17 protein-coding genes and 1 pseudogene are annotated in these 18,472 nt (G+C 69.4%); 8 read left to right on the forward strand and 10 right to left on the reverse strand.

Going from position 1 to position 18,472, the window contains the following annotated elements:
- Positions 1-225 precede the first annotated feature (225 nt).
- Both VGV13_14565 and VGV13_14570 read right to left on the reverse strand, forming a co-directional pair.
- Positions 226-627: a type II toxin-antitoxin system VapC family toxin gene (locus tag VGV13_14565; protein ID HEV8642318.1), complete on the reverse strand. Its 402-nt coding sequence runs from the start codon at positions 625-627 to the stop codon at positions 226-228.
- Positions 624-833, reverse strand: coding sequence for a type II toxin-antitoxin system VapB family antitoxin (locus tag VGV13_14570; GenBank protein ID HEV8642319.1), 210 nt, complete (start codon positions 831-833; stop codon positions 624-626). Before VGV13_14570 ends, VGV13_14565 begins: the two co-directional genes overlap by 4 nt.
- 391 nt (positions 834-1,224) lie before the next feature.
- Between VGV13_14570 and VGV13_14575 the strand changes: the two genes are divergently transcribed.
- The 4 genes and pseudogenes from VGV13_14575 (at position 1,225) to VGV13_14590 (ending at position 5,466) form a co-directional block, all read left to right on the forward strand.
- Positions 1,225-2,574 carry a UbiD family decarboxylase gene (locus tag VGV13_14575; GenBank protein ID HEV8642320.1) on the forward strand — a complete coding sequence of 450 codons (1,350 nt, stop codon included), beginning with the start codon at positions 1,225-1,227 and terminating at the stop codon, positions 2,572-2,574.
- 20 nt (positions 2,575-2,594) lie between these two features.
- The gene (locus VGV13_14580) at positions 2,595-2,759 is read left to right on the forward strand and encodes a hypothetical protein (protein ID HEV8642321.1); all 165 of its coding nucleotides are present in this window, start codon (positions 2,595-2,597) and stop codon (positions 2,757-2,759) included.
- Positions 2,760-2,851: 92 nt separating this feature from the next.
- Positions 2,852-3,076 (forward strand): annotated as a pseudogene (locus VGV13_14585) (FAD-dependent monooxygenase).
- Positions 3,077-3,150: 74 nt separating this feature from the next.
- Positions 3,151-5,466, forward strand: coding sequence for a xanthine dehydrogenase family protein molybdopterin-binding subunit (locus VGV13_14590; GenBank protein HEV8642322.1), 2,316 nt, complete (start codon positions 3,151-3,153; stop codon positions 5,464-5,466).
- Here VGV13_14590 and VGV13_14595 read toward each other — a convergent pair.
- From VGV13_14595 to VGV13_14620, 6 genes are all read right to left on the reverse strand, one after another.
- A complete protein-coding gene (locus VGV13_14595; protein HEV8642323.1) occupies positions 5,426-6,916 on the reverse strand; it encodes a UbiD family decarboxylase in 1,491 nt (496 codons plus the stop codon). The two genes, VGV13_14590 and VGV13_14595, sit on opposite strands and share 41 nt — an antisense overlap.
- A gap of 14 nt (positions 6,917-6,930) precedes the next feature.
- Positions 6,931-7,950, reverse strand: coding sequence for a TRAP transporter substrate-binding protein (locus VGV13_14600; protein ID HEV8642324.1), 1,020 nt, complete (start codon positions 7,948-7,950; stop codon positions 6,931-6,933).
- Between the two features lie 77 nt (positions 7,951-8,027).
- Positions 8,028-9,302, reverse strand: a complete 1,275-nt coding sequence (locus VGV13_14605; protein HEV8642325.1) for a TRAP transporter large permease — start codon at positions 9,300-9,302, stop codon at positions 8,028-8,030.
- The gene (locus VGV13_14610; GenBank protein HEV8642326.1) at positions 9,303-9,788 is read right to left on the reverse strand and encodes a TRAP transporter small permease; all 486 of its coding nucleotides are present in this window, start codon (positions 9,786-9,788) and stop codon (positions 9,303-9,305) included.
- Positions 9,785-11,344: a class I adenylate-forming enzyme family protein gene (locus tag VGV13_14615; protein HEV8642327.1), complete on the reverse strand. Its 1,560-nt coding sequence runs from the start codon at positions 11,342-11,344 to the stop codon at positions 9,785-9,787. Before VGV13_14615 ends, VGV13_14610 begins: the two co-directional genes overlap by 4 nt.
- Before the next feature lie 13 nt (positions 11,345-11,357).
- Positions 11,358-12,137, reverse strand: a complete 780-nt coding sequence (locus tag VGV13_14620) for a glucose 1-dehydrogenase (protein HEV8642328.1) — start codon at positions 12,135-12,137, stop codon at positions 11,358-11,360.
- Between the two features lie 89 nt (positions 12,138-12,226).
- Between VGV13_14620 and VGV13_14625 the strand changes: the two genes are divergently transcribed.
- Positions 12,227-13,219, forward strand: coding sequence for a TauD/TfdA family dioxygenase (locus tag VGV13_14625; protein HEV8642329.1), 993 nt, complete (start codon positions 12,227-12,229; stop codon positions 13,217-13,219).
- 10 nt (positions 13,220-13,229) lie between these two features.
- On the opposite strand, the gene VGV13_14630 is transcribed toward VGV13_14625, so the two are convergent.
- Positions 13,230-14,912 carry an amidohydrolase family protein gene (locus VGV13_14630; protein ID HEV8642330.1) on the reverse strand — a complete coding sequence of 561 codons (1,683 nt, stop codon included), beginning with the start codon at positions 14,910-14,912 and terminating at the stop codon, positions 13,230-13,232.
- Between the two features lie 15 nt (positions 14,913-14,927).
- Complete coding sequence (locus tag VGV13_14635) at positions 14,928-15,086, reverse strand: hypothetical protein (protein HEV8642331.1); 159 nt, start codon at positions 15,084-15,086, stop codon at positions 14,928-14,930.
- Between the two features lie 715 nt (positions 15,087-15,801).
- Here VGV13_14635 and VGV13_14640 point away from each other — a divergent pair.
- From VGV13_14640 to VGV13_14650, 3 genes are read left to right on the forward strand one after another with little or no spacing between them, the layout of a single operon-like run.
- Entirely contained in the window at positions 15,802-16,515 is a 714-nt protein-coding gene (locus tag VGV13_14640; protein HEV8642332.1) for a hypothetical protein, read from the forward strand.
- Positions 16,512-17,705 (forward strand): tetratricopeptide repeat protein, encoded by a 1,194-nt coding sequence (locus tag VGV13_14645; protein HEV8642333.1) that lies wholly within the window; start codon positions 16,512-16,514, stop codon positions 17,703-17,705. Before VGV13_14640 ends, VGV13_14645 begins: the two co-directional genes overlap by 4 nt.
- Positions 17,706-17,709: 4 nt before the next feature.
- Complete coding sequence (locus VGV13_14650; GenBank protein HEV8642334.1) at positions 17,710-18,279, forward strand: hypothetical protein; 570 nt, start codon at positions 17,710-17,712, stop codon at positions 18,277-18,279.
- The last annotated feature ends 193 nt before the right edge of the window (positions 18,280-18,472 follow it).

Below are 18,472 nucleotides of genomic sequence, written 5' to 3' on the forward strand. Positions count from 1 at the left end.
CACTGCACGCCCTCGCGCTTGAGAATGTCGGCCACGACTGCGGCTGCTTTCACGGCGCTCCTCCTTCTGGCCGGGGGTACCCGAGCGTCATGCATAGTACGGCATCCGGAGGACCTCGTGCTCGGCAGGTGAAGCTATTAGGCTGGCGCCGGCGCTTGTGCAAGGGCCTGATGCTGTCCACGACCCTGCGCCGGACGTCTCGTCTTTACGGCGAGACGAGCAACCTCACGGGCGACCAGGAGACGGCCTGCCGGCTCTATTGCCAGGGGGCTCAGCGGCCACGCCGAGCCGGCGCGCGACGGTGCGAAGTCCCTTGTCCCTCGTCCAGAGCGGAATTCCCGTCAGCCTCGCGGCCGCCAGCAGGTGGGCGTCGATCCAGCCGATCCGCGAGCCCATGAGCTGGTGCCTCTCCACGAACGCCAGCACCTCCTCGTGTTCGGCGACGGGGAGCTGAGGGAGGTTCGCGAGAAGCGCCAGGATCGCCTGGCGTTGCCTGAGCCGGCCGCACGCCAGCTCGCCGATAATGAAGGGATGGCAATGGACGCCGGCCTCGGTGAGGAGGGCCGCCAGTGTGTCGTCGCCGCGCCGGAAGTGGTCGACCCAGACGGAGGTATCGACGAGCGTCACGCCGCGCGGCCCGGGCGCCGCGACCGTCGCCGCGGGATCCGGCCCAGCGACGTCTCGGTCCCTCCGAGCGCGGCCAGGCGCTGGGCGCTCTCGCGGCCGATCAGAGCCTCGAGACCCGCCCGGACCAGCGCGGTCTTCTCGCGGATGCCGCTCAGGCGGCGTGCGTGCTCGAGCAGGCGGTCATCGATGTTGAGCGTCGTCCGCATCTGCGCGAGTATGCATCAATCGTGCATACGCGTCAAGGTACGCCGGACATCCTGCTCGCGGCACGGAGGCCCAGCTTGCGCGTGAAAATCGGCACGGCGGGCTCGTCATCCTCTACAACTGCGCGCGGCCGTGCCCGGATCTGGTCGCGCAGCTCCGCGAGGTCTACGCGACCTTCCCCCGCTCCAAGTGGGGCCACGTCAAGCTCCTCGTCACTCCGTACCCGCGCCTGCAGACGACGCTGGCCATTCTCGCCTGGGCCTGGATCGACGAACTGCCCGCCTTCGACCGCGCGCGCCTGCTCCGCGCCTACACGGCGAGGGTGGACCGCGGGCCGGGGGATTTGCCGTGAGGGAGGCGAGCACCCGCCGCAGGAGTGATAGACTCCGGGCGATGAGCACCGGGTTCCGCGAGTTTCTCCGGGATCTCGAGGACGCGGGCGAGCTCCTGCGTCTGCCCAAGGCCGTCGATCCCCGGCACCTGTCCGCGCTGATGGCCCAGGCGCCCCAGGCGACGCTCTTCGAGCAGGTCGCGGGCTATCCCGAGTGGCGCGCCGTCGGCGCCTTGCTCTCGACGCGGCGGCGACTGGCGCTGGCCCTGGGCTGTCCCGAGCACGCCATCGCCACCCGCTTCGAAGAGGGCATCCGGCGGCCGATCGAGGCCCACCTCGTCGACCGAGCCCCGTGTCAGGAGGTCGTGTGGACCGGGGAGGAAGCCGACCTCACGCGCCTGCCCCTGCCCATGATGCACGTCAAGGACGGCGGGCCCTACATCTCCGGCACCCTCGTCGTCGCCAAGGATCCCGAGTACGGCCGCAACGTCGGCTCGTACCGGATGATGTACCGGACGCCGCGCGAGACCGGCATCGACCTCGTCTCCTCGTCCGATATGCGGGTCTACTACCAGCGCGCGCTCGACCAGGGGCGGCCGCTCGAGATCGCCGTAGCCGTCGGCGTGCACCCCTTCGAGCTGCTGGCGGCCTCGTACAAGGCGCCCATCGCCGTGGACGAGTTCGCGATCGCCGGTGGCCTCCAGGGGGCGCCGGTCGAGCTGGTGCGCTGCCGGACGGTGGACCTCGAGGTCCCTGCCCAGGCCGAGCTGGTGCTGGAGGGCGAGCTGCTCCCCATCGGCTGGACGGCGGACGAGGGGCCGTTCGGCGAGTTCAGCCACATCACCGGCGAGGTCAAGTGGAACCCCATCTTCCGTGTGCGGGCCATCACCCACCGCCGCGATCCGATCTTCTACGTGCTGCAGATGCCGTGGGAGAACGACTGGCTGGCGGCGCCGGTGATCGAGGCGGCGGGCCTGCAGGCGCTGCGCGTGGCCAGCGTCGAGCCGGTGGCCATCCGCGCGCCCGTCGGCAGCTGCTGCTACTGGACCCTGATCGCGTCGATCAGGAAGCGTCCCGGCGAGGGCATGAACGCGCTCCTGGCGCTGCTGTCGGTCGCCGAGGTGAAGCTGGCCATCGTCACCGACGACGACATCGACATCTACAATCCCGACGAGCTGGACTGGGCCGTGACCTTCCGGGTCCAGGCCGATCGTGACGTGCTCATCGTGCCGGGCGGCCGCGGCAAGCACATCGACCCCAGCGTGCGGGCCGGCCTCCTCGGCAAGGGCGGCCTGCCCACCACCGCCAAGCTCGGTATCGACGCCACCATCCCCGAAGGGGTGCCGCGCTCGCACTACGAGCGGCTCCGCTACTTCGCGAAGGATGCGGTGCGGCTGGAGGACTACCGCTGAGCCCGCTGGCCCGCGCCCTGGTGGCCGAGCTGCGGGACCGCCCGCGCCACTTCGGCGAGCTGGTCGAGGCCCACATGGAGGCGCCCTGGCGGGACTTCCTGCGCGCCTGGGGCGAGGTGCGGGCCGCCGATGTGCTCGAGCGCGACGACGCCGGTCGCTATCGGATTACCGCGCCGCCCTCCTAGTGCCGTTCCAACTTGTTGATACTAAATCTGTCCACGAACGACGTACACGGTGCCTTCCTAGGCGCGAATAGTTGGAACGGCACTAGACCTCGTTGACCTGCGTCGTGATCGTCGGGGGCGGCCCGGCCGGCCTGATCCTCGCCATCGAGCTCGGGCGCCGCGGCGTGCCCTGCGTCCTGCTCGAGGAGGACCCGGGGCCTCCGGACTTTCCCAAGGCGAATGCCACGACCTCGCGCACCATGGAGCACTACCGGCGGCTCGGCTTCGCCGACGAGATCCGCGCGCTCGGGCTGCCGGAAGACTATCCTCAGGACATCACGTTGCCTGGCGCGGCAATGCACTCCCGACCGACGCGCGCGCGCTCTGGGCGCGTGAAGGGTCAGGGGTAGGGATGATCGGCGCGTCGGTCCGACGCACGGAAGATCATCGATTCCTCACCGGGCGCGGCCGCTACGTCGACGACCTCGGCTTCGAGCATGCGCTCCACCTCGCCCTCGTGCGAAGTGTGCATGCTCACGCCAGAGTGGGGACGGTTGACAGCTCACGGGCGACCAGCCTGGGAGGCGTCCTCGGCGTATTCACCCTCGACGATCTGCCCGAGCTTCGGGGTGCCTTGCCGCCCCCCGTCGTGGCCGCCGTCAACCTCAAGGACTACCGCCAGTCGGCGCTCGCCGACGGTGTCGTGAGGTTCGCCGGAGAGCCGCTGGCTGTCGTCGTGGGCACCAGTCCGTATGTAGCGGCCGATGGCGCCGCGGCCGTCGCGGTCGAGTATGAGCCCCTCGCGGCCGCCGTCGATCCCGAGCGGGCGACCGCGCCGGGTGCGCCGCGCGTCCACGACGCCTGGGGCACCAATGTCGCGGCGACGGTGGGGCTCACGTTCGGCGACGTGGAGGCGGCGCTCAAGGGCGCCGACCTGGTTGTCACCCGGCGTTTCCGCTTCGGGAGGATGAGCGCGACGGCGCTCGAGCCGAGAGCGGTGGCGGCCCGCTGGGACGCCGCCACCGGCACGCTCCACCTCTGGTCCAGCGCCCAGATTCCCTATGTGGTGAGGCAGCGCGTCGCCGACGCTCTGGGGCTCGCGGCCGAGGCCGTGCGTGTCACCGCTCCCGACGTCGGCGGCGGCTTCGGCTCGAAGGGGGCCGTGTACCCCGAGGAGCTGATCGCGGCGACCCTGGCCCGGCGGCTTGGCCGGCCCATCCGCTGGACGGAGACCCGGGGAGAAAGCTTCCTCGGCACCACGCACGCGGCGGATCAAATCCACGACGCGACGCTGGCCCTCAGCCGTGACGGCTCGTTCCTCGCTCTCGTCGACGACTTCCTCGTCGACGGGGGCGCCTACCTGCCCCGCGGCGCCGTGGTGGCGAACGTCACGGCCACCCACCTCCCGGGGCTCTACCGGCTCGCCGCGTTCCACTGCCGCGGCCGCCTCGTCGTCACCCACAAGGCGCCGAGCGCGCCGTACCGCGGCGCGGGGCGGCCGCATGCCACGTTCGTCGTGGAGCGGCTCATCGACATCGCCGCCCGTTCGCTGGACCTGGACGCCGTCGAAGTTCGCCGCCGGAACCTCCTGCCGCCCGAGGCGCTACCCTTCGACCGCGCGATTCCCTATCGTGACGGCATGCCGATCATCTACGACTCGGGCGATTACCCGGCGCTGCTCGACGAGGCTATCGAGCGCTCGGGGTACCGGAAGTTCCGCGAGCGCCAGCGGGCGGCGCGGGAGCAGGGACGGCTGCTCGGCTTCGGTCTGGCCACGTACAACGAAGGCACGGCCATCGGCCCGCACGAGGGGGCAGCAGTCGTGGTGGAGCCGGACGGGCGGGTGGGCGTGGCCGTCGGCGCCCCCAGCCAGGGCCAGGGACACGAGACGATCCTGGCCCAGGTGTGCGCCGACCGCCTGGGGGTGGCCCTGGACGCCGTGGTCGTGAGCGGTGGCGACACCGCGCGGTTCCCGTTCGGCTCCGGGACCTACGCGAGCCGGATCGCGGTGATCGTCGGCAACGCCGTGGCCGAGGCCGCGGAGGCGGTGCGGGACAAGGCCGCGCGCCTGGCGGCCCGCGCCCTCGAATGCAGTCCTCGAGACATCGTCGTCACCGGCGGGCGCGCGGAGGTCAAGGGAGCTCCCGACCGTGGGTTCACGCTCGGCGCGCTCGCCACGCTGGCCCTTCGGCCCGACCTCGTTCGCGAGCTCGGCGAGCCGGGGCTCGGCGCGACGCGCTACTTCTCGCCCGCGAGCGTGACGTGGGCGTCGGGCGTCCACACGGCGATCGTCGAGGTCGATCGTGAGACGGGAGCGGTGAAGGTGCTCGAGTACCACGTCGTGCACGACGCCGGGCGTGAGATCAACCCGCGACTCGTGGAGGGGCAGACGCAAGGGGGGGTGGCTCAGGGGCTCGGCGCCGCCCTCTCCGAGGGGATCTGCTACGACGAGCGGGGCCAGCTCCTGACCGCGACCCTCATGGACTACGGGCTCCCGCGGGCCGACGCGGTGCCGTCGATCGAGGTCGCCGGACGCGATTCCCCGTCGCCGCTGAATCCGCTTGGCCTCAAGGGGACAGGGGAGGGATCGGCGGGCCCTCCTCCGGCGGCCATCGCCAACGCCGTCGCCGATGCGCTCGCCCTGGAGGGCGTCGAGATCAACGAGGTGCCGATCGCGCGAGAGGCGATCAGTCGTCGAGCGCCCAGAGCTTCGGCGGCGTCGTCGTGAAGCCGAGCTCCGCCCACCGCCTCGCGACGGACTCGTAGACGGATCGACGCACCTTGGTCCGCTTGGAGAACTGCTTGATGTACCGATGCTCCATGCACGCATTGATCAGCGCCTTCGACCCGTAGGGGCGCTCCTCCGGCGGGTTCTGGGTCGGGTCGAGCCAGGTCGACCAGGTCTGTCGCAGGATGTCGATGTCCTCCACGGGATTGCAGCGGGTGGCCATGGCCCACAGCACCTGGTTCATGTTCGAAGGATCGACGTCCTCGTCGACGGCGATGATCCACTTCGCGTAGTAGGCGCCCCCGGGAACCTGGGCGGCTAACGCGAGGGCCTGCGGCGCGTGGCCCGCGTAGCGCTGCTCGAGCGACACCACCGTCAGCCCCCAGCCGCCGGCGGCGGCCGGATGGCAGTAGACGCCGCGGATGCCCGGGACCCCCAGCTTGTCGAGGTCGTTCCAGATCTTGGCCGCCCGCGCGATCGAGTAGAGCAGGCTCGTCTCGTTGGCTGGATAATCGGCCATCAGCGCGTGGGTCAGGATCGGGTCGGCGCGATGGTGGACGGCCTTCACCTCCATGAGAAAGGCCAGATCCTCGGGCCGGCCGTAGTAGCCGGTGAATTCCCCGAACGGCCCCTCCAGCTTCATGGCGTTGGGCTGAATCACGCCCTCCACCACGATCTCGGCGTGGGCCGGATAGGGCACGCTGCCCGCCTGGCCCTTGACGAGCTCGACGGGGACACCCTTGATCCCGCCGATGAACTCGAGCTCCGAGAGCGTCTTGGAGAACCCCAGCGAGGCCGCCACGAACATGGCGGGATCGACGCCCCAGACCGCTACCACTTCGCAGGGCTCGTTGCGGCTCCAGTATCGCTCGATGTGGAGGCGCGCATCCTTGCCGGGCGAGAGATAGAGGCCGACGTGATTGCGATCCTGCACCATCTGCCGGTAGCACCCGACGTTGAGCCAGCCCTCGTCGGGATGTCGGGTGATGATGGCGTCGGCCGTGCCGATGTAGCGGCCCCCGTCGCCGGCCCAGTGGCGCGCGGCCGGGAACACCGTGACGTCGACGTCGCCGCCGTATTGGTGGTGGGCGTTCACGGGCGCGCCCGACCCGTCGACCATGACCGGCGGGAGGCCCCGGCCCAGCTTCGTCCGGCACCGCTCGATCAGCTCCATGACGCCGAGCCCGGTCGGCTCCCCGACCGCGATCGCGAACCGATCGGGACTGGAGCCGATGAGGTTCCAGAGCGCGCCGAATCCCGGCGGGCACTCCCTGATTCGCTCGAACAGCAGCGCGGGGGCGCCGAGGGACTGGTGCGCCATGTAGGTGATGGCGCCCATTTCCTCGTCCCGGTCGACCTCGGCCGTGATGCGCTTCAACTGTCCGATCGCTTCGACCCGGATGATCCACTCTCTCAAGTCATGGGGCGCCAGAGTGCTGGAATCTTCCACGAGGAAATCCTCCCCTACCGCTTGGCCTTGGCCGTCTGCACCATGAGGTCGTAGACCTCCTTCAGGCGGGGCTGCGAGGCCACGACCTCGCCCCCCACGGTGGACAGGCGCTTGATCATCTCGGCCTGGTCGGCCGCCGGGAGCTTGATCAGCTCTCCGCCCTTGTCCGTCCAGGTCTGGCGGCCCTTGTTGTTGAAGTCGACGGTCCAGTCGAAGAGCTCCTTCTGCACGGCCTCGCCTTCCTCCACCAGGACCTTCTGCAGATCGGGGGGGAGCTTGTCGTACCAGAGCTTGGACACCATGGCGATGGAGGTGACCATGGCATCGTGGGTCTCGGTCACCGTCTTGAGAATGTCGTAGTACTTGAACGTCGTGAAGATGGTGATGCCGGTTCGGTTACCGTCGATGGCGCCCCGCTGGAGGGCCGGAAAGACCTCGTCGAGGGGCATCGGCGCCGCCGTGGCGCCCAGCCGGGCCAGCGCCAGCGTCTGCATCGGTGACGCGAACACGCGGATCTTGAGCCCCCTGAAGTCGTCGAGCTTGCGGATGGGCTTGCGCGTCGCGTACGACGTGGGTCCGTACACGATGATCGAGACCCCTTTCATGCCCTTGCTCTCGCCCAGGGACAGGACGGTGTCCCGGAACTTCGGGTCGGCCAGCGCCCGGTACGTGTGCTCCATGTCGGCGAAGATGCCGGGCGCCCCCAGGGCCTGGAAGCGCACGTCGTGGCCGACGACGAACTCGGGCGGCCCGATCCACGCCTCGATGGTGCCGAGCTGGAGCCCCTCGATCATGCGCGGGATCGAGCCGATCTGGCTGGCCGGATAGATCTCGACCTTGATCCGCCCGCCCGCCCGCTTCTCGACGCGGGCGCCCCAGCGCTTCTGCCACTCGTGCTGCACGTCGTTGATGGTGGCGTTGCCGATCTTGAGCGTGTAGGTCTGGGCGGCCGCCGGCGCCACTGCCAGCGCCAGCGCGGCGCCGGCCGCCGCCAGCGCCGTCCCGCTCCGCCGTGCCAATCGTCTGAGCGTCATTTGGTCCTCCTTGTATATTCGCTCGCCTCGCACGCGGGGGCCCCAGCCCCCGGCCGTGCTGCGGCTCGCCCTGCGAGTCAGCGCACGAAGCGCGTCAAGTAGAGCGACAGCCAGGGCACGTAGGTAATTATCATGAGCGCCGCCACCTGGATCACGATGAACGGGACGAGGCCGCGGGCGATCCGGGTCAGGGAAGCCTTGAAGAGCGCTTGGCTCACGAAGATGTTGAGCCCGAACGGCGGCGTGAACATGCCGATGGACAGGTTGACGGTCAGGATGATGCCGAAGTGGATGAGGTCGACGCCGATCGTCCTCACGATGGGGACGAGCAGCGGCGTCAGGATGAGTGTGGCCGACGTCGGATCGATCAGGCATCCCACGCTCAGGAGGAACACGTTGATGACCACCAGCATGAGCCACGGCGGCACCTCCAGCCCCTGGATGACGCCGACGACGGTCTGGGGGACGCCGCTGATGGTGAGCAGCCACGCAAACGCGCCGGAGGCGGCCACGATGATCATGATCTGCGCCGTCAGGACCACCGAGCTGACCGCGATGTCCCACAGACGCGCCCAGGTGATGTCGCGGTAGACGTAGCGGGTGACGACGATGCCGTAGACGCCGGCGATCCCCGCCGCCTCGGTGGGCGTGCAGACGCCCGTGTAGATGCTCCCCAGAATCACCACCGGGGCGCCCAGCGCCCCCAGGCCCTCGCGCGTGCTCCGCCAGAACGTTCCCCAGCGAAAGCCCTCCGTCCGCTCGAGGGCCCGGCCGCGGACGTAGAAGACGATGTAGATCGCGGTGAGCACGCCGATGAGGAGCCCGGGAAAGACACCGCCGATGAACAGGGCGGCCACCGATTGCTCGGCGGCGGCCCCGTAGAGGATCATGAGGATGCTGGGTGGGATGATGCTGGCGATGGCGCCCGACGAGGTCACGAGCCCCAGCGCGAACTTCTCCTCGTAGCCGGCGGCGCGGAGCGCCGGATACATGAGCCGCCCCACCGAGGCCACCGTGGCCGGGCTCGACCCCGAGATGGCGCCGAAGAACTCGCAGGTCCCCACGGTGGTGAGGGCCAGGGTTCCCCGCAGGCCGCCGAACATCGACTGGACCCAGCGGATCAGCCGCTCGGAGATCCCGCCCTTGCCCATCACCTCGCCGGCGAAGATGAAGAACGGCACGGCGAGGAGCGCAAACTTGTCGATGCTGCCGAACATGGTCTGGGGCACCACCGTGAAAGGCACGTTCATGAAGAAGGCCAGCAGCACGATCACCGTGACGAGCAGGATGACGAAGATCGGGAGACCCAGGGCGAGCAGCGTGAACGGGATCAGCGCGAGGGCCCACCCCACTCACAGCTCCCCGCGCACGAACGTCCGGAATCGCCACACCAGCACGATCACCATCACCCCGAAGCTCACCGGCAGGGCGCCGTAGGGGATCACCATCGGGATCTCGGCCACCACGCTCCGCTGTCCGGTGCCCGCAACCAGGGCGACGACCCGCGCCGACTGCACGAGCAGGAACACACCGGCCAGCAGGAAGGCCAGCGTGGAAAGGAGGTTCAGCCAGCGGCGCACCCGCGGCGGCGTCAGGTGGTAGACGGCGTCCATCCGGAGGTGCTGGTTCTCCCAGGTCACCAGCGTCGCCCCCAGCATGACGCCCCAGATCATGATGAAGACGAGGACCTCCTCGGCCCAGATGATCGGCTTGAGAAAGACGTAGCGGCCGACCACGTTGGCGAAGTTGATCACCACGCCGACCAGGATGAGGGTCCCCAGCACGGCGCGGATCGCGCCGCGGACGCCCGACACCAGCCGGGAGCCGGGCGCGCTCACGCCGAGCGTCCGGTCCGCCGCTCCCAGAGTGCCGCCAGCGCGTTCCGGTCGATCTTGCCGTTGGCGTTCTTGGGGATGGTGTCGAGAACGACGACGGCGGTCGGCACCTTGAAGTCCACGAGCTTCGCCCGGAGGTGTTGGAGTAGCGAGGCTTCCCGAGGGCTCCGCCCGGGCCGGGGCGCGACGAAGCCCACCGGAAGCTCACCGTAGATCCCGTCCCGCACACCGAGCGTGGCCGCCTCGGCCACGTCGGGGTGCTCGAGCAGACAGTTCGTGATCTCGAGCGCGGCGATGTTGACGCCCCCCTTGATGATGATGTCCTTCTTGCGCCCGGTGATGTAGACGTAGCCGTCCTCGTCCCGCCGGGCCAGGTCGCCGTTCCGGAAGCCGTCCTGGGGGATCGGCGCGAGGTGGTCCGGCCCCTGCCAGTAGGCCGAGGCCATCTGGCGACCGCTGACGACCATCTCGCCCTCCTGGCCGGGTGGCACCTCGTGCCCCGCCTCGTCGAGGAGGCGCACGCGCATGTTGAGGGTGGGCCGGCCGATGGAGCCGAGCTTGCGCCGGTCCGGAGAGTTGCCGCACATGAAGCCCGTCTCGGTGCCGCCGGCGAGCTGGACGATGGGGATGCCGTAGGTCTTCTCGAACTCCACGTGCCGCTCGACCGAGAGGGGCGCCGTGCTGGAGGTCATGAAGCGGAGCTTGGGCAGGCCGGCCGCGGTCACCGCCACCGGCCGCGCGAGGAGCATGTTGATGACGGTGGGGATGCCGACGGCGACGGTGACTCCGTACTCGCGCACCCAGTCGAAGAACCGCGCCTGCGAGAACTTCCGCGCCAGCACGAGCGTGGCGCCCGTCTGCATGGTCGGCCCGATGGAGAGGATCTGCGGCGAGGACCAGCTGAAGTGGCGGTAGTCGAGGATCGTGTCGGCCTCGGTGAGCTGGAGGCGATCGATGCTGGACTCGCTCATGGCGTAGTACGCCTCGTGGGTCCAGATGGCCCCCTTCGGCGTGTCGGTCGTGCCCGAGGTGTAATCGATGCACGACCAGCCGCTCCGCGCGGGGCGCCCCGCCACCGGCGCGTCCGACGCGGCGCGGAGACGCAGGAAGAGGTCGCCGGCCGGGGGGCTCGGCGCGTTCCAGGCTCCGAACGGGATCCAGGACGGGCCGGGGGGCAGGAGCCCCCGCGGGTCGCCCGGCAGCTCCCGGCTCCCGAAGACGAGCTTCGGCGCCACCTCGTGGAGGATCCGGCTCACGTGCTTGTCCTGGATCTCGACGTTGATCGGGTTCACGATCACGCCGGCGCGGAGCGCGCCCCAGAAGACGACCAGCGCTTCGATCGCGTTGTCGGAGAGCACCGAGACCCGGTCGCCGTGGCCCACGCCTTCGCCGGCCAGGAAGTTGGCGAAGCGCCGGCTCAGCGCCTCGAACTCGCCGAAGGTGACCCGCGAGCCCTGGTCGGGGCTCTCGACGAAGATCTTGTCGGGGCGCCGGCGGGCATGCTCCTCGAGCAGCGTGTTCGGGTCGACGTACGCCGCGGAGCCGGTGTCGCCCGCCATCACGCGGCGCGCATCAGTCGAAGATGACCCCACCGTCGACGTTGAACGACTGCCCGGTGATGTTTCGCGCGCCCGGGGAGGCCAGGAAGACCGCCAGCGCGGCGACGTCCTCGGGGTCGTTGGGACGCCCGAGCGGAATCACGGAGTTCCGCCGGCGCTCCATCTCTTCGACGGTGACGCCCTCCTCGCGGGCGCGGGATCTCAGGTTACCGTCCGAGAGAGCGGTCACGGTGGTGCCCGGACAGATGGCGTTGACGTTGATGTTGTGACGGGCGAGCTGAAGCGCGGCCATGCGGGTGAGGCCGATCACGGCAGCCTTGCTGGCGGCGTAGATGGCGTTCGACGCGCCCGCGTAACCCTTGCCGGCGATGGAGGCGACGTTGACGATCACACCGCTCCGGCGGGGGATCATCTCGCGCGCCACCCGCTGCAGGCAGAAGAAGACGCCCTTGCCATTGACGCGCATGATGCGTTCCCAGTCGTCCTCGGTGAGATCCATGATGTAGGCGCGGCGCGTGACGCCCGCATTGTTCACCAGGACGTCGATCCGGTCGAAGGCCTCGGCGACCCGGCGAACCATCTTGTCGATGCCGGCGAGATCGCCGACGTCGGTCCCCAACGCCAGGCTCCGGCGCCCGAGCGCGGTGATGGCGGTCGCGGTCTTCTCGGCGGCCGCGTGATCGATGTCGACCGCCGCGACGTGAGCGCCGGCCTGCGCCAGCGCCAGCGCGGTCGCCTTCCCGATGCCCTGCCCGGCTCCGGTGACGATGGCGACGCGGTCGGTGAGAGTCATCGACGTCCGGTGCTCCTCTCCTCACGACGGATACCCGCCAAGCCACGTATGCTACACTCCGATTCCTCCGCGCGAAAGGTGCGTCGGCTATGGCTGGAGAGGAGGCGGCTGTCCACATCCCCGCCGGCGATGTCGAGGGCGACAAGGCTTGGTCACGCGAGAGCCTGTTGCCCGAGGCGTGGCTCCTCCCCCTCCCTGACGCCTGCATCGCCGAACTCGATGAAGTCGCGGCGTTCGTGCGCGCCACCTCGCGGCCCATCGAGGAGCTGGCTCCCGAGGCATTCTCGCTCGAGGGGTGCGCCCAGGTCATGGCGCGCGTGCGCACCAAGCTTCAGCACCAGATCGGCCTCGCCGTGGTGGACCGCTTCCCGGTCGAGCGCTACAGCCAGACCGAGAACCGGGCGATCGGCTGGCTGCTGGCCAGGATGCTCGGGCAGGTCGTCGCCCAGAAGTGGGACGGCACGCGCCTGTACGACGTGAAGGACTCGGGCCAGGCGTTGGGCTACGGGGTGCGGCGCTCCGTGACCAACCTCGGCCAGCCCTTCCATACCGACGGCGGGTGGCTCTGGATGCCCCCGGCGTTCGTCGGTCTGTTCTGCCTGCAGTCCGCTCGCGAGGGTGGAATCAGCCGGTTCGTCAGTCTGGCGAGGGCGCACAACGAGATGCGCCGCCGCCATCGCGATCTGCTGGCCCGGCTCTATCGCTCGTTCCCCTGGGACCGGCAGGCCGAGCACGGCCCCGACGAGGAGCGGTTCTCCAGGCATCCGGTGTACCACCACGACGGCCGCACGCTCACGGCCCGTTATTACGCGGATTACATCCTGAGCGGCTACACGCTGGCGGGAGAGACGCTCGATGACGAGGGACGGGAGGCGCTGGCCGCCATGCGAGCCATCGTGGACGACCCGAACAACTGGGTCGAGTTTCGCATCGAGACGGGACAGCTCCAGTACCTCGACAACCGCCAGTTCGCCCACAGCCGCACCGCGTTCGCCGACACCGAGGCCGGCCCGCAGCGTCACATGCTTCGGCTGTGGAACCGTGAGGAGGGTACGCCGCACCTCGACGGACAGGCTGGATGAAGCCTACCCTTCAGCCCCGCCGCGCGGCGCGGAGGACGCGACCGGGCAGCGCTCCGGAATGCTTGCCGTGGTCCAGCACCACCTGGCCGCCGACGATGACGTACTCCACGCCTTCCGCGCCCTGCACCCGCCGGGGCGCGCCGTTCGGCCCATCGTACGAGATCTCGTCCTCTTTCACGCCGATGCGCGCGAGGTCGAAGACCATGAGGTCGGCCGCCAGCCCCTCCCTCACCAGGCCCCGGTCATGCAACCCCATGATGCGGGCCGGCTGGAACGTGTAACGACGGATGGCGTCTTCGAGACTCAGCAGTTGCCGTTCTCGTACCCACTGACCGAGGACGTAACTAGACTCGCCGGCGGTGCAGAAATTCGTGTTGAGGTGGGCCCCGGCATCCGACTGGGAAGGCACGGCGTGGCCGGTCTTCACGAACTCGGCGAGCGCGACGTCCTCCTCGGGTGATCGGGTCAGCAGCTGAAACTCGGTCTCGAGCTTTTCCTCGAGCGCCAGGTCGAGCATCACGTCCGCGACGTGCTTTCCCTGCGCCTCCGCCAGTGCGGCGAGGCCACGGCCCTCCAGCGACCGGTTCTTGTCCATGACCACCCGGCGTACGACGATGCCCGACCATTTGATGAACCGCCCGGGCACTCCCGGCCGGCGCCGCTGGCGCTTCATGGCCGCCTCGCGCAGCTCCGCGCGCTTGTCCGGATCGGCCAGGACGCGTAACCGATCCTCGAGCCGCAGCGCCATCACGGTGTCCCACACGTCGAGATTGGCGAAGAACGTCGTCTTCTTCAGCGTGAACCGGGGATTGAAGGGAATCGCCCGCAGCAGGGCGTAGAGTTGCGCGCCCTCGCGGGTCGCCTGTTCCACGTAGCCGCGCGGTTCGGCGTCGAAGGTCAGGAAGAAGACCGGCCGGCCGCTTGCCTGCGCCACCTCGAGGAGGTGTTGTCGATCGGCCGCGTCGGGCTGGGCGGCGCCGGGCGGGAGGATCTCGATCACGCCGCGGTTGAACTCGCCGAGCGTGCGGCCCAGGGCCAGGCGCTCGTCGTTCGCGGCGAGCCGGGTCGGGACCGGTTCGCCCTTCGGGCCCGCGTGAGTCGGCGACACCGTGGTGCTCCAGCCCCAGGCACCGGCCTCCAGGGCCGCTCGCAACAGGTCCTGCATCGTGGCGATTTCGTCCGGGGTGGCCGCCCGGTCCCAGGCCGCCTTGTCCATCGCGCTCAGACGCAGGGGATTGTGCCCGACCAGCGGCATCATGTTCACGCCGAGGCCGTGGTCGATGGCGTCCAGGTACTCCCCGAACGTCTCCCAGCTCCAGCGGAGCACGGCCGCCAGGGACTTCACGGGCAAGTCTTCGACGCAGCAGAAGGTGGCGAGCATCGCCTCGCGGTGCTCCGGCCTGAGCGGCGCCAGCGTCAGCCCGCAATTGCCGGTCAGGACAGTCGTCACCCCGTGCCAGACGGAGGAGGTGCACAGCTTGTCCCAGAAGGGCTGGGCGTCGTAGTGGGTGTGGAGATCGATGATGCCGGGGGCCACCAAGAGCCCGTCGGCGTCGATGCTCGCTGACGCCGCCCCGTGGATCCTGCCGATCTCGACGATCGTGCCGTCCTTGATCGCAACGTCGGCGCGATAGCGCGAAAAGCCGGTCCCGTCGACGACCATGCCGTTCTTGATAACGAGGTCGTAAGCCATATCCCCCTCGCCCGCTCAGGCTAGAGCTTGTAGAGCCGCGCGCATCTGCCCCTGGGTATCCGGGACCGTGGTGATGCGGCCCCGGAACTTGGGATCGAGGTAGTCCTGCCAGAGGGTCCGGGGCTCGATCAACTGGAGGTCGCTGTCCATGACGCGGAACCCTTGCTTGGCCATGTCTCCCTCCCGGGAAGGGGTCTGCGGGGAAGCATGATACCCGCAACCAGGCGATCGGTCACCAGCGGGCTCCCGCACTCCCGGTGGCGAGGCCGGGGCGGCCCCGCAGACGCTCGACCTGCAGCGAGCCGCCGGTAGCCTGACCGTAGATCACCGCTGCCCGACGGAGTTGACGTCCCGCTCGCGGCGGTGCTACGTGTTTTTCGGCCGCGGCGCCCCGGGTCCGGTGTGTGGTTGACGGCGCGGTGTCAACGGGTCGGGTTGGAGACCTACGAGGCGTTTAAAGATCACCTCGTCAAGGTGATTGTCCCGAGAAGCGCGGTAGCGAGGATGCGCGCTGAACTGGCAACGATCGGGATCACGGAGACGATCATCTTTCCTGAATTGGATGGCCTGTGTCGTGAATTGTTGGACTATTTTGCGCCGCTCGAGCCACAAGAAGCAGATAGACCCTCGGCAGCCGCGGGCTCAGTGCGGCCTGCAGAGAGGCGGCGTTCCTTGCAACCTCGCCGACGCAATCGACCCAAACAGTAGCGCGCCTCTTTGCCGTACGACGCCATCAGAGTGGCCACCCTGGGGGGCCAGCCGCTTCATCTCATCCACGCTCTGCGCTCGGACCCGACCTGGCGCCGGCCCTGGGGGCAGGGCTTTTCCTCCCCGGGCATCGACGTTAGAATGCGGCCGGCCGAGACTCGACACGACAGGGGCAGGTTCCATGCGTTCCCGGTCGGCATCGCTCGTGGCGGCAGTGGCCGCGCTCGTGATCGGCAGCGTCGCTCCGGCGGGCGCCCAGCAGGGGGACCGTGTGTACACCGCCCCGCGGCTGCCCCGCCCGCTCGGCGAAGCGCGTGTCGTGCTGATCCCGGCGGCCGTGCACCTCTACGAGCTCACGGCGACCGGCGCCGAGCCGAAGGCGGACTGGACGGCGACCGCGAAGACCCACATCGACGCCGCGCTCGCCGCCCACCTCGGCACCAAGGTCGCGAGCGTGACACCCTACGCGCTGCCGACCCGCGAGCATCAGGCCGAGCACATCCAGGTTCTCAAGCTCCATGGCCTGGTGGTGCGGGCAATTTTCGCGCACTACCTCAACCCGCACCGCCAGCTTCCCAACAAGGCCGGCGCGTTCGACTGGAGCCTGGGCGAGATGGCCCGAGTGCTCCCGGGCGAGCAAGAGGCCGACTACGCCCTCTTCACCCAGTTCGCCGACGCCTACTCGAGCGGCGGGCGCGTCGCGATGAACGTCGCTGCGGCCGTCTTCGGCGGGGTGATCCAAACCGGCCGGCAGGTCATCCTCGGAACGCTCGTCGACCTGGCGACGGGCGACATCGTGTGGCTCAATTACCACACGGACGCCTCCAGCGACCTTCGCACTCCGGACTCGGCTGCCAAGGCGGTGAGCAAGCTCCTGAGGGATCTGCCCCGGTGAGGGCTGCCGGCGCTCGGCTGGCGCTCGCGCTGACGCTCCTCACGGGCGGCTGCTCAGGCTCCATGACCGAGATTGCCCCGGGCGAGCGGCCGCCCCTCCACACCGACGAAGGGGACCTGTGGATGGAGATGGACCGTCTGGAGCAGCAACTCCGGACGTCGGGGGTCCTCGTCAGGGATGCAGACCTCACCAGTTACGTCCGCGACGCGGCGTGCCGGGTCGCCGGCCCGCGCTGTGAGGACATCCGCGTCTACGTCGTGCGCTCTCCGGGATTCAACGCTTCCATGGCCCCGAACGGCATGATGCAGGTGTGGACCGGGCTCCTGCTCCGCGTCCAGAACGAGGCCGAGCTCGCCTACGTGCTGGGGCATGAGATCGGCCACTACGTGCGCCGCCACTCGCTGCAGGCTTGGCGTGACGCCCGGTCGAAGGCGAACGTCGTCTCCTTCCTTTCCCTGACCGTCGGCCTGGCCGGCGCCGTGGTCGGCGGGGGCGCCGTCGGCTCGGCGGCGGCCGGCGGCTCGGATCTCGCGGGCCGGTTCGCCGCGCTCGCCAGCATGAACGCCTTCTCTCGGGACAACGAGCGAGAGGCGGATCTGCTCGGGGTCGAAGCCATGATCCGCACCGGCTACGACCCGCGCCAGGCTCCGAAGATCCTCGAGCGGCTCCTCGAGGAGCAGGCGGCTGCGAAAGCATCGGGGCCGTCGATCTTCTTCGCGACGCATCCGCCGACGGAGGAGCGGATCGCCAGCCTGAGAGAGCGCGCGGAGCGCGCCGCCGCGGTCGGCGGTCCGCTCCCGGCGGGCGCGGAGCGGTTCCTGGCGCGCACGCTGCATGTCCGGTCCGTCCTGCTCAACGACGAGCTGCGGCGGCGGCAGTACGAGGCGTTCCAGGTGCTGCTGAACCAGCTCGAGCGGCAGGGCATGCGGCTCGGGGAGCTCACCTTCTTCCAGGGGGAGCTCTACCGCCTGCGTGGGGAGTCTGGCGACGAGGCGCGCGCGATCGACTCCTACCGCCGCGCGCTCGCACTGCCGGACGCGCCCCCAGAGGCCCAACGGAATCTCGGGCTCCTCCTCACTCGGTCCGGCGACCGCGGGGCTGCGCGAGCCGCGCTCGAGCGCTACCTCCAGGCGCAGCCCGAGGCCGAGGATCGCGCCATGATTCGGGCCCACCTCGAGCGGCTGAAGTAAGGTGATGCCGATCGCGCCCGGGACGCTCGCGACCGCGCTCGCCGCCATCCTGCTGGCCGGCTGCGCCCAGACCCTTAGCTACACGCTTGTCGAAACCCGTAGGGTCCCCATAGGCGACGCCTACACGGTCGAGCCGCAGATCACCTGGACCTCAGTCGCGCAGGACAAGGTCGAATCGTGGACCGTCGACGGGTTCGCCCTCCACTACCTCCGCTTCTTCAAGGGCATCGCGAACGGCGAGCCGCTGCTCGCCGGCGGCAAGGACGAGGCGAAGCGTCCCCATTTCCGATCGACCATGACCGAGAGCGAGATCGCCGAGTTCATTGTCGACAGCTTCTACGGAGGGCGCCTGAGACCACGGGAACTTCGGCCGGCGACATTCGGCGGCGCGCCCGCCCTCCGCTTCGATCTCACCTACGTCACCGGCGACGGCATCCAGCGCCGAGCGGCGGTGGTGGGGGCGGTCCTCAAGGAGAAGCTCCACGTCATCGTCTATGACGGCGCCGCCCTGCGCTACTTCCCACGATACCGCGACCACGTGGAGCGCCTGCTCGAGTCGATCCAGCTCAGATAGCGGAGAACGCGCTGGGGCTGGTCGGCGACCGTTCAGCTGCGGATAGTGAGCCCCGGCTAGTGCCGTTCCAACTATTCGCGCCTAGGAAGGCACCGTGTACGTCGTTCGTGGACAGATTTAGTATCAACAAGTTGGAACGGCACTAGTGCCGTTCCAACTATTCGCGCCTAGGAAGGCACCGTGTACGTCGTTC

The organism is Candidatus Methylomirabilota bacterium, assembly GCA_036001065.1.
Taxonomy (GTDB): Bacteria; Methylomirabilota; Methylomirabilia; order Rokubacteriales; family CSP1-6; genus MNEF01.

What these genes read in the sequence shown, in the direction of transcription:
- VGV13_14570 (HEV8642319.1), bottom strand. Translation starts at nt 833, where the DNA reads ATGCGGACGACGCTCAACATCGATGACCGCCTGCTCGAGCACGCACGC.
- VGV13_14575 (HEV8642320.1), top strand. Translation starts at nt 1,225, where the DNA reads ATGAGCACCGGGTTCCGCGAGTTTCTCCGGGATCTCGAGGACGCGGGC.
- VGV13_14590 (HEV8642322.1), top strand. Translation starts at nt 3,151, where the DNA reads ATGATCGGCGCGTCGGTCCGACGCACGGAAGATCATCGATTCCTCACC.
- VGV13_14600 (HEV8642324.1), bottom strand. Translation starts at nt 7,950, where the DNA reads ATGACGCTCAGACGATTGGCACGGCGGAGCGGGACGGCGCTGGCGGCG.
- VGV13_14615 (HEV8642327.1), bottom strand. Translation starts at nt 11,344, where the DNA reads ATGGCGGGCGACACCGGCTCCGCGGCGTACGTCGACCCGAACACGCTG.
- VGV13_14620 (HEV8642328.1), bottom strand. Translation starts at nt 12,137, where the DNA reads ATGACTCTCACCGACCGCGTCGCCATCGTCACCGGAGCCGGGCAGGGC.
- VGV13_14625 (HEV8642329.1), top strand. Translation starts at nt 12,227, where the DNA reads ATGGCTGGAGAGGAGGCGGCTGTCCACATCCCCGCCGGCGATGTCGAG.
- VGV13_14630 (HEV8642330.1), bottom strand. Translation starts at nt 14,912, where the DNA reads ATGGCTTACGACCTCGTTATCAAGAACGGCATGGTCGTCGACGGGACC.
- VGV13_14635 (HEV8642331.1), bottom strand. Translation starts at nt 15,086, where the DNA reads ATGGCCAAGCAAGGGTTCCGCGTCATGGACAGCGACCTCCAGTTGATC.
- VGV13_14640 (HEV8642332.1), top strand. Translation starts at nt 15,802, where the DNA reads ATGCGTTCCCGGTCGGCATCGCTCGTGGCGGCAGTGGCCGCGCTCGTG.
- VGV13_14650 (HEV8642334.1), top strand. Translation starts at nt 17,710, where the DNA reads ATGCCGATCGCGCCCGGGACGCTCGCGACCGCGCTCGCCGCCATCCTG.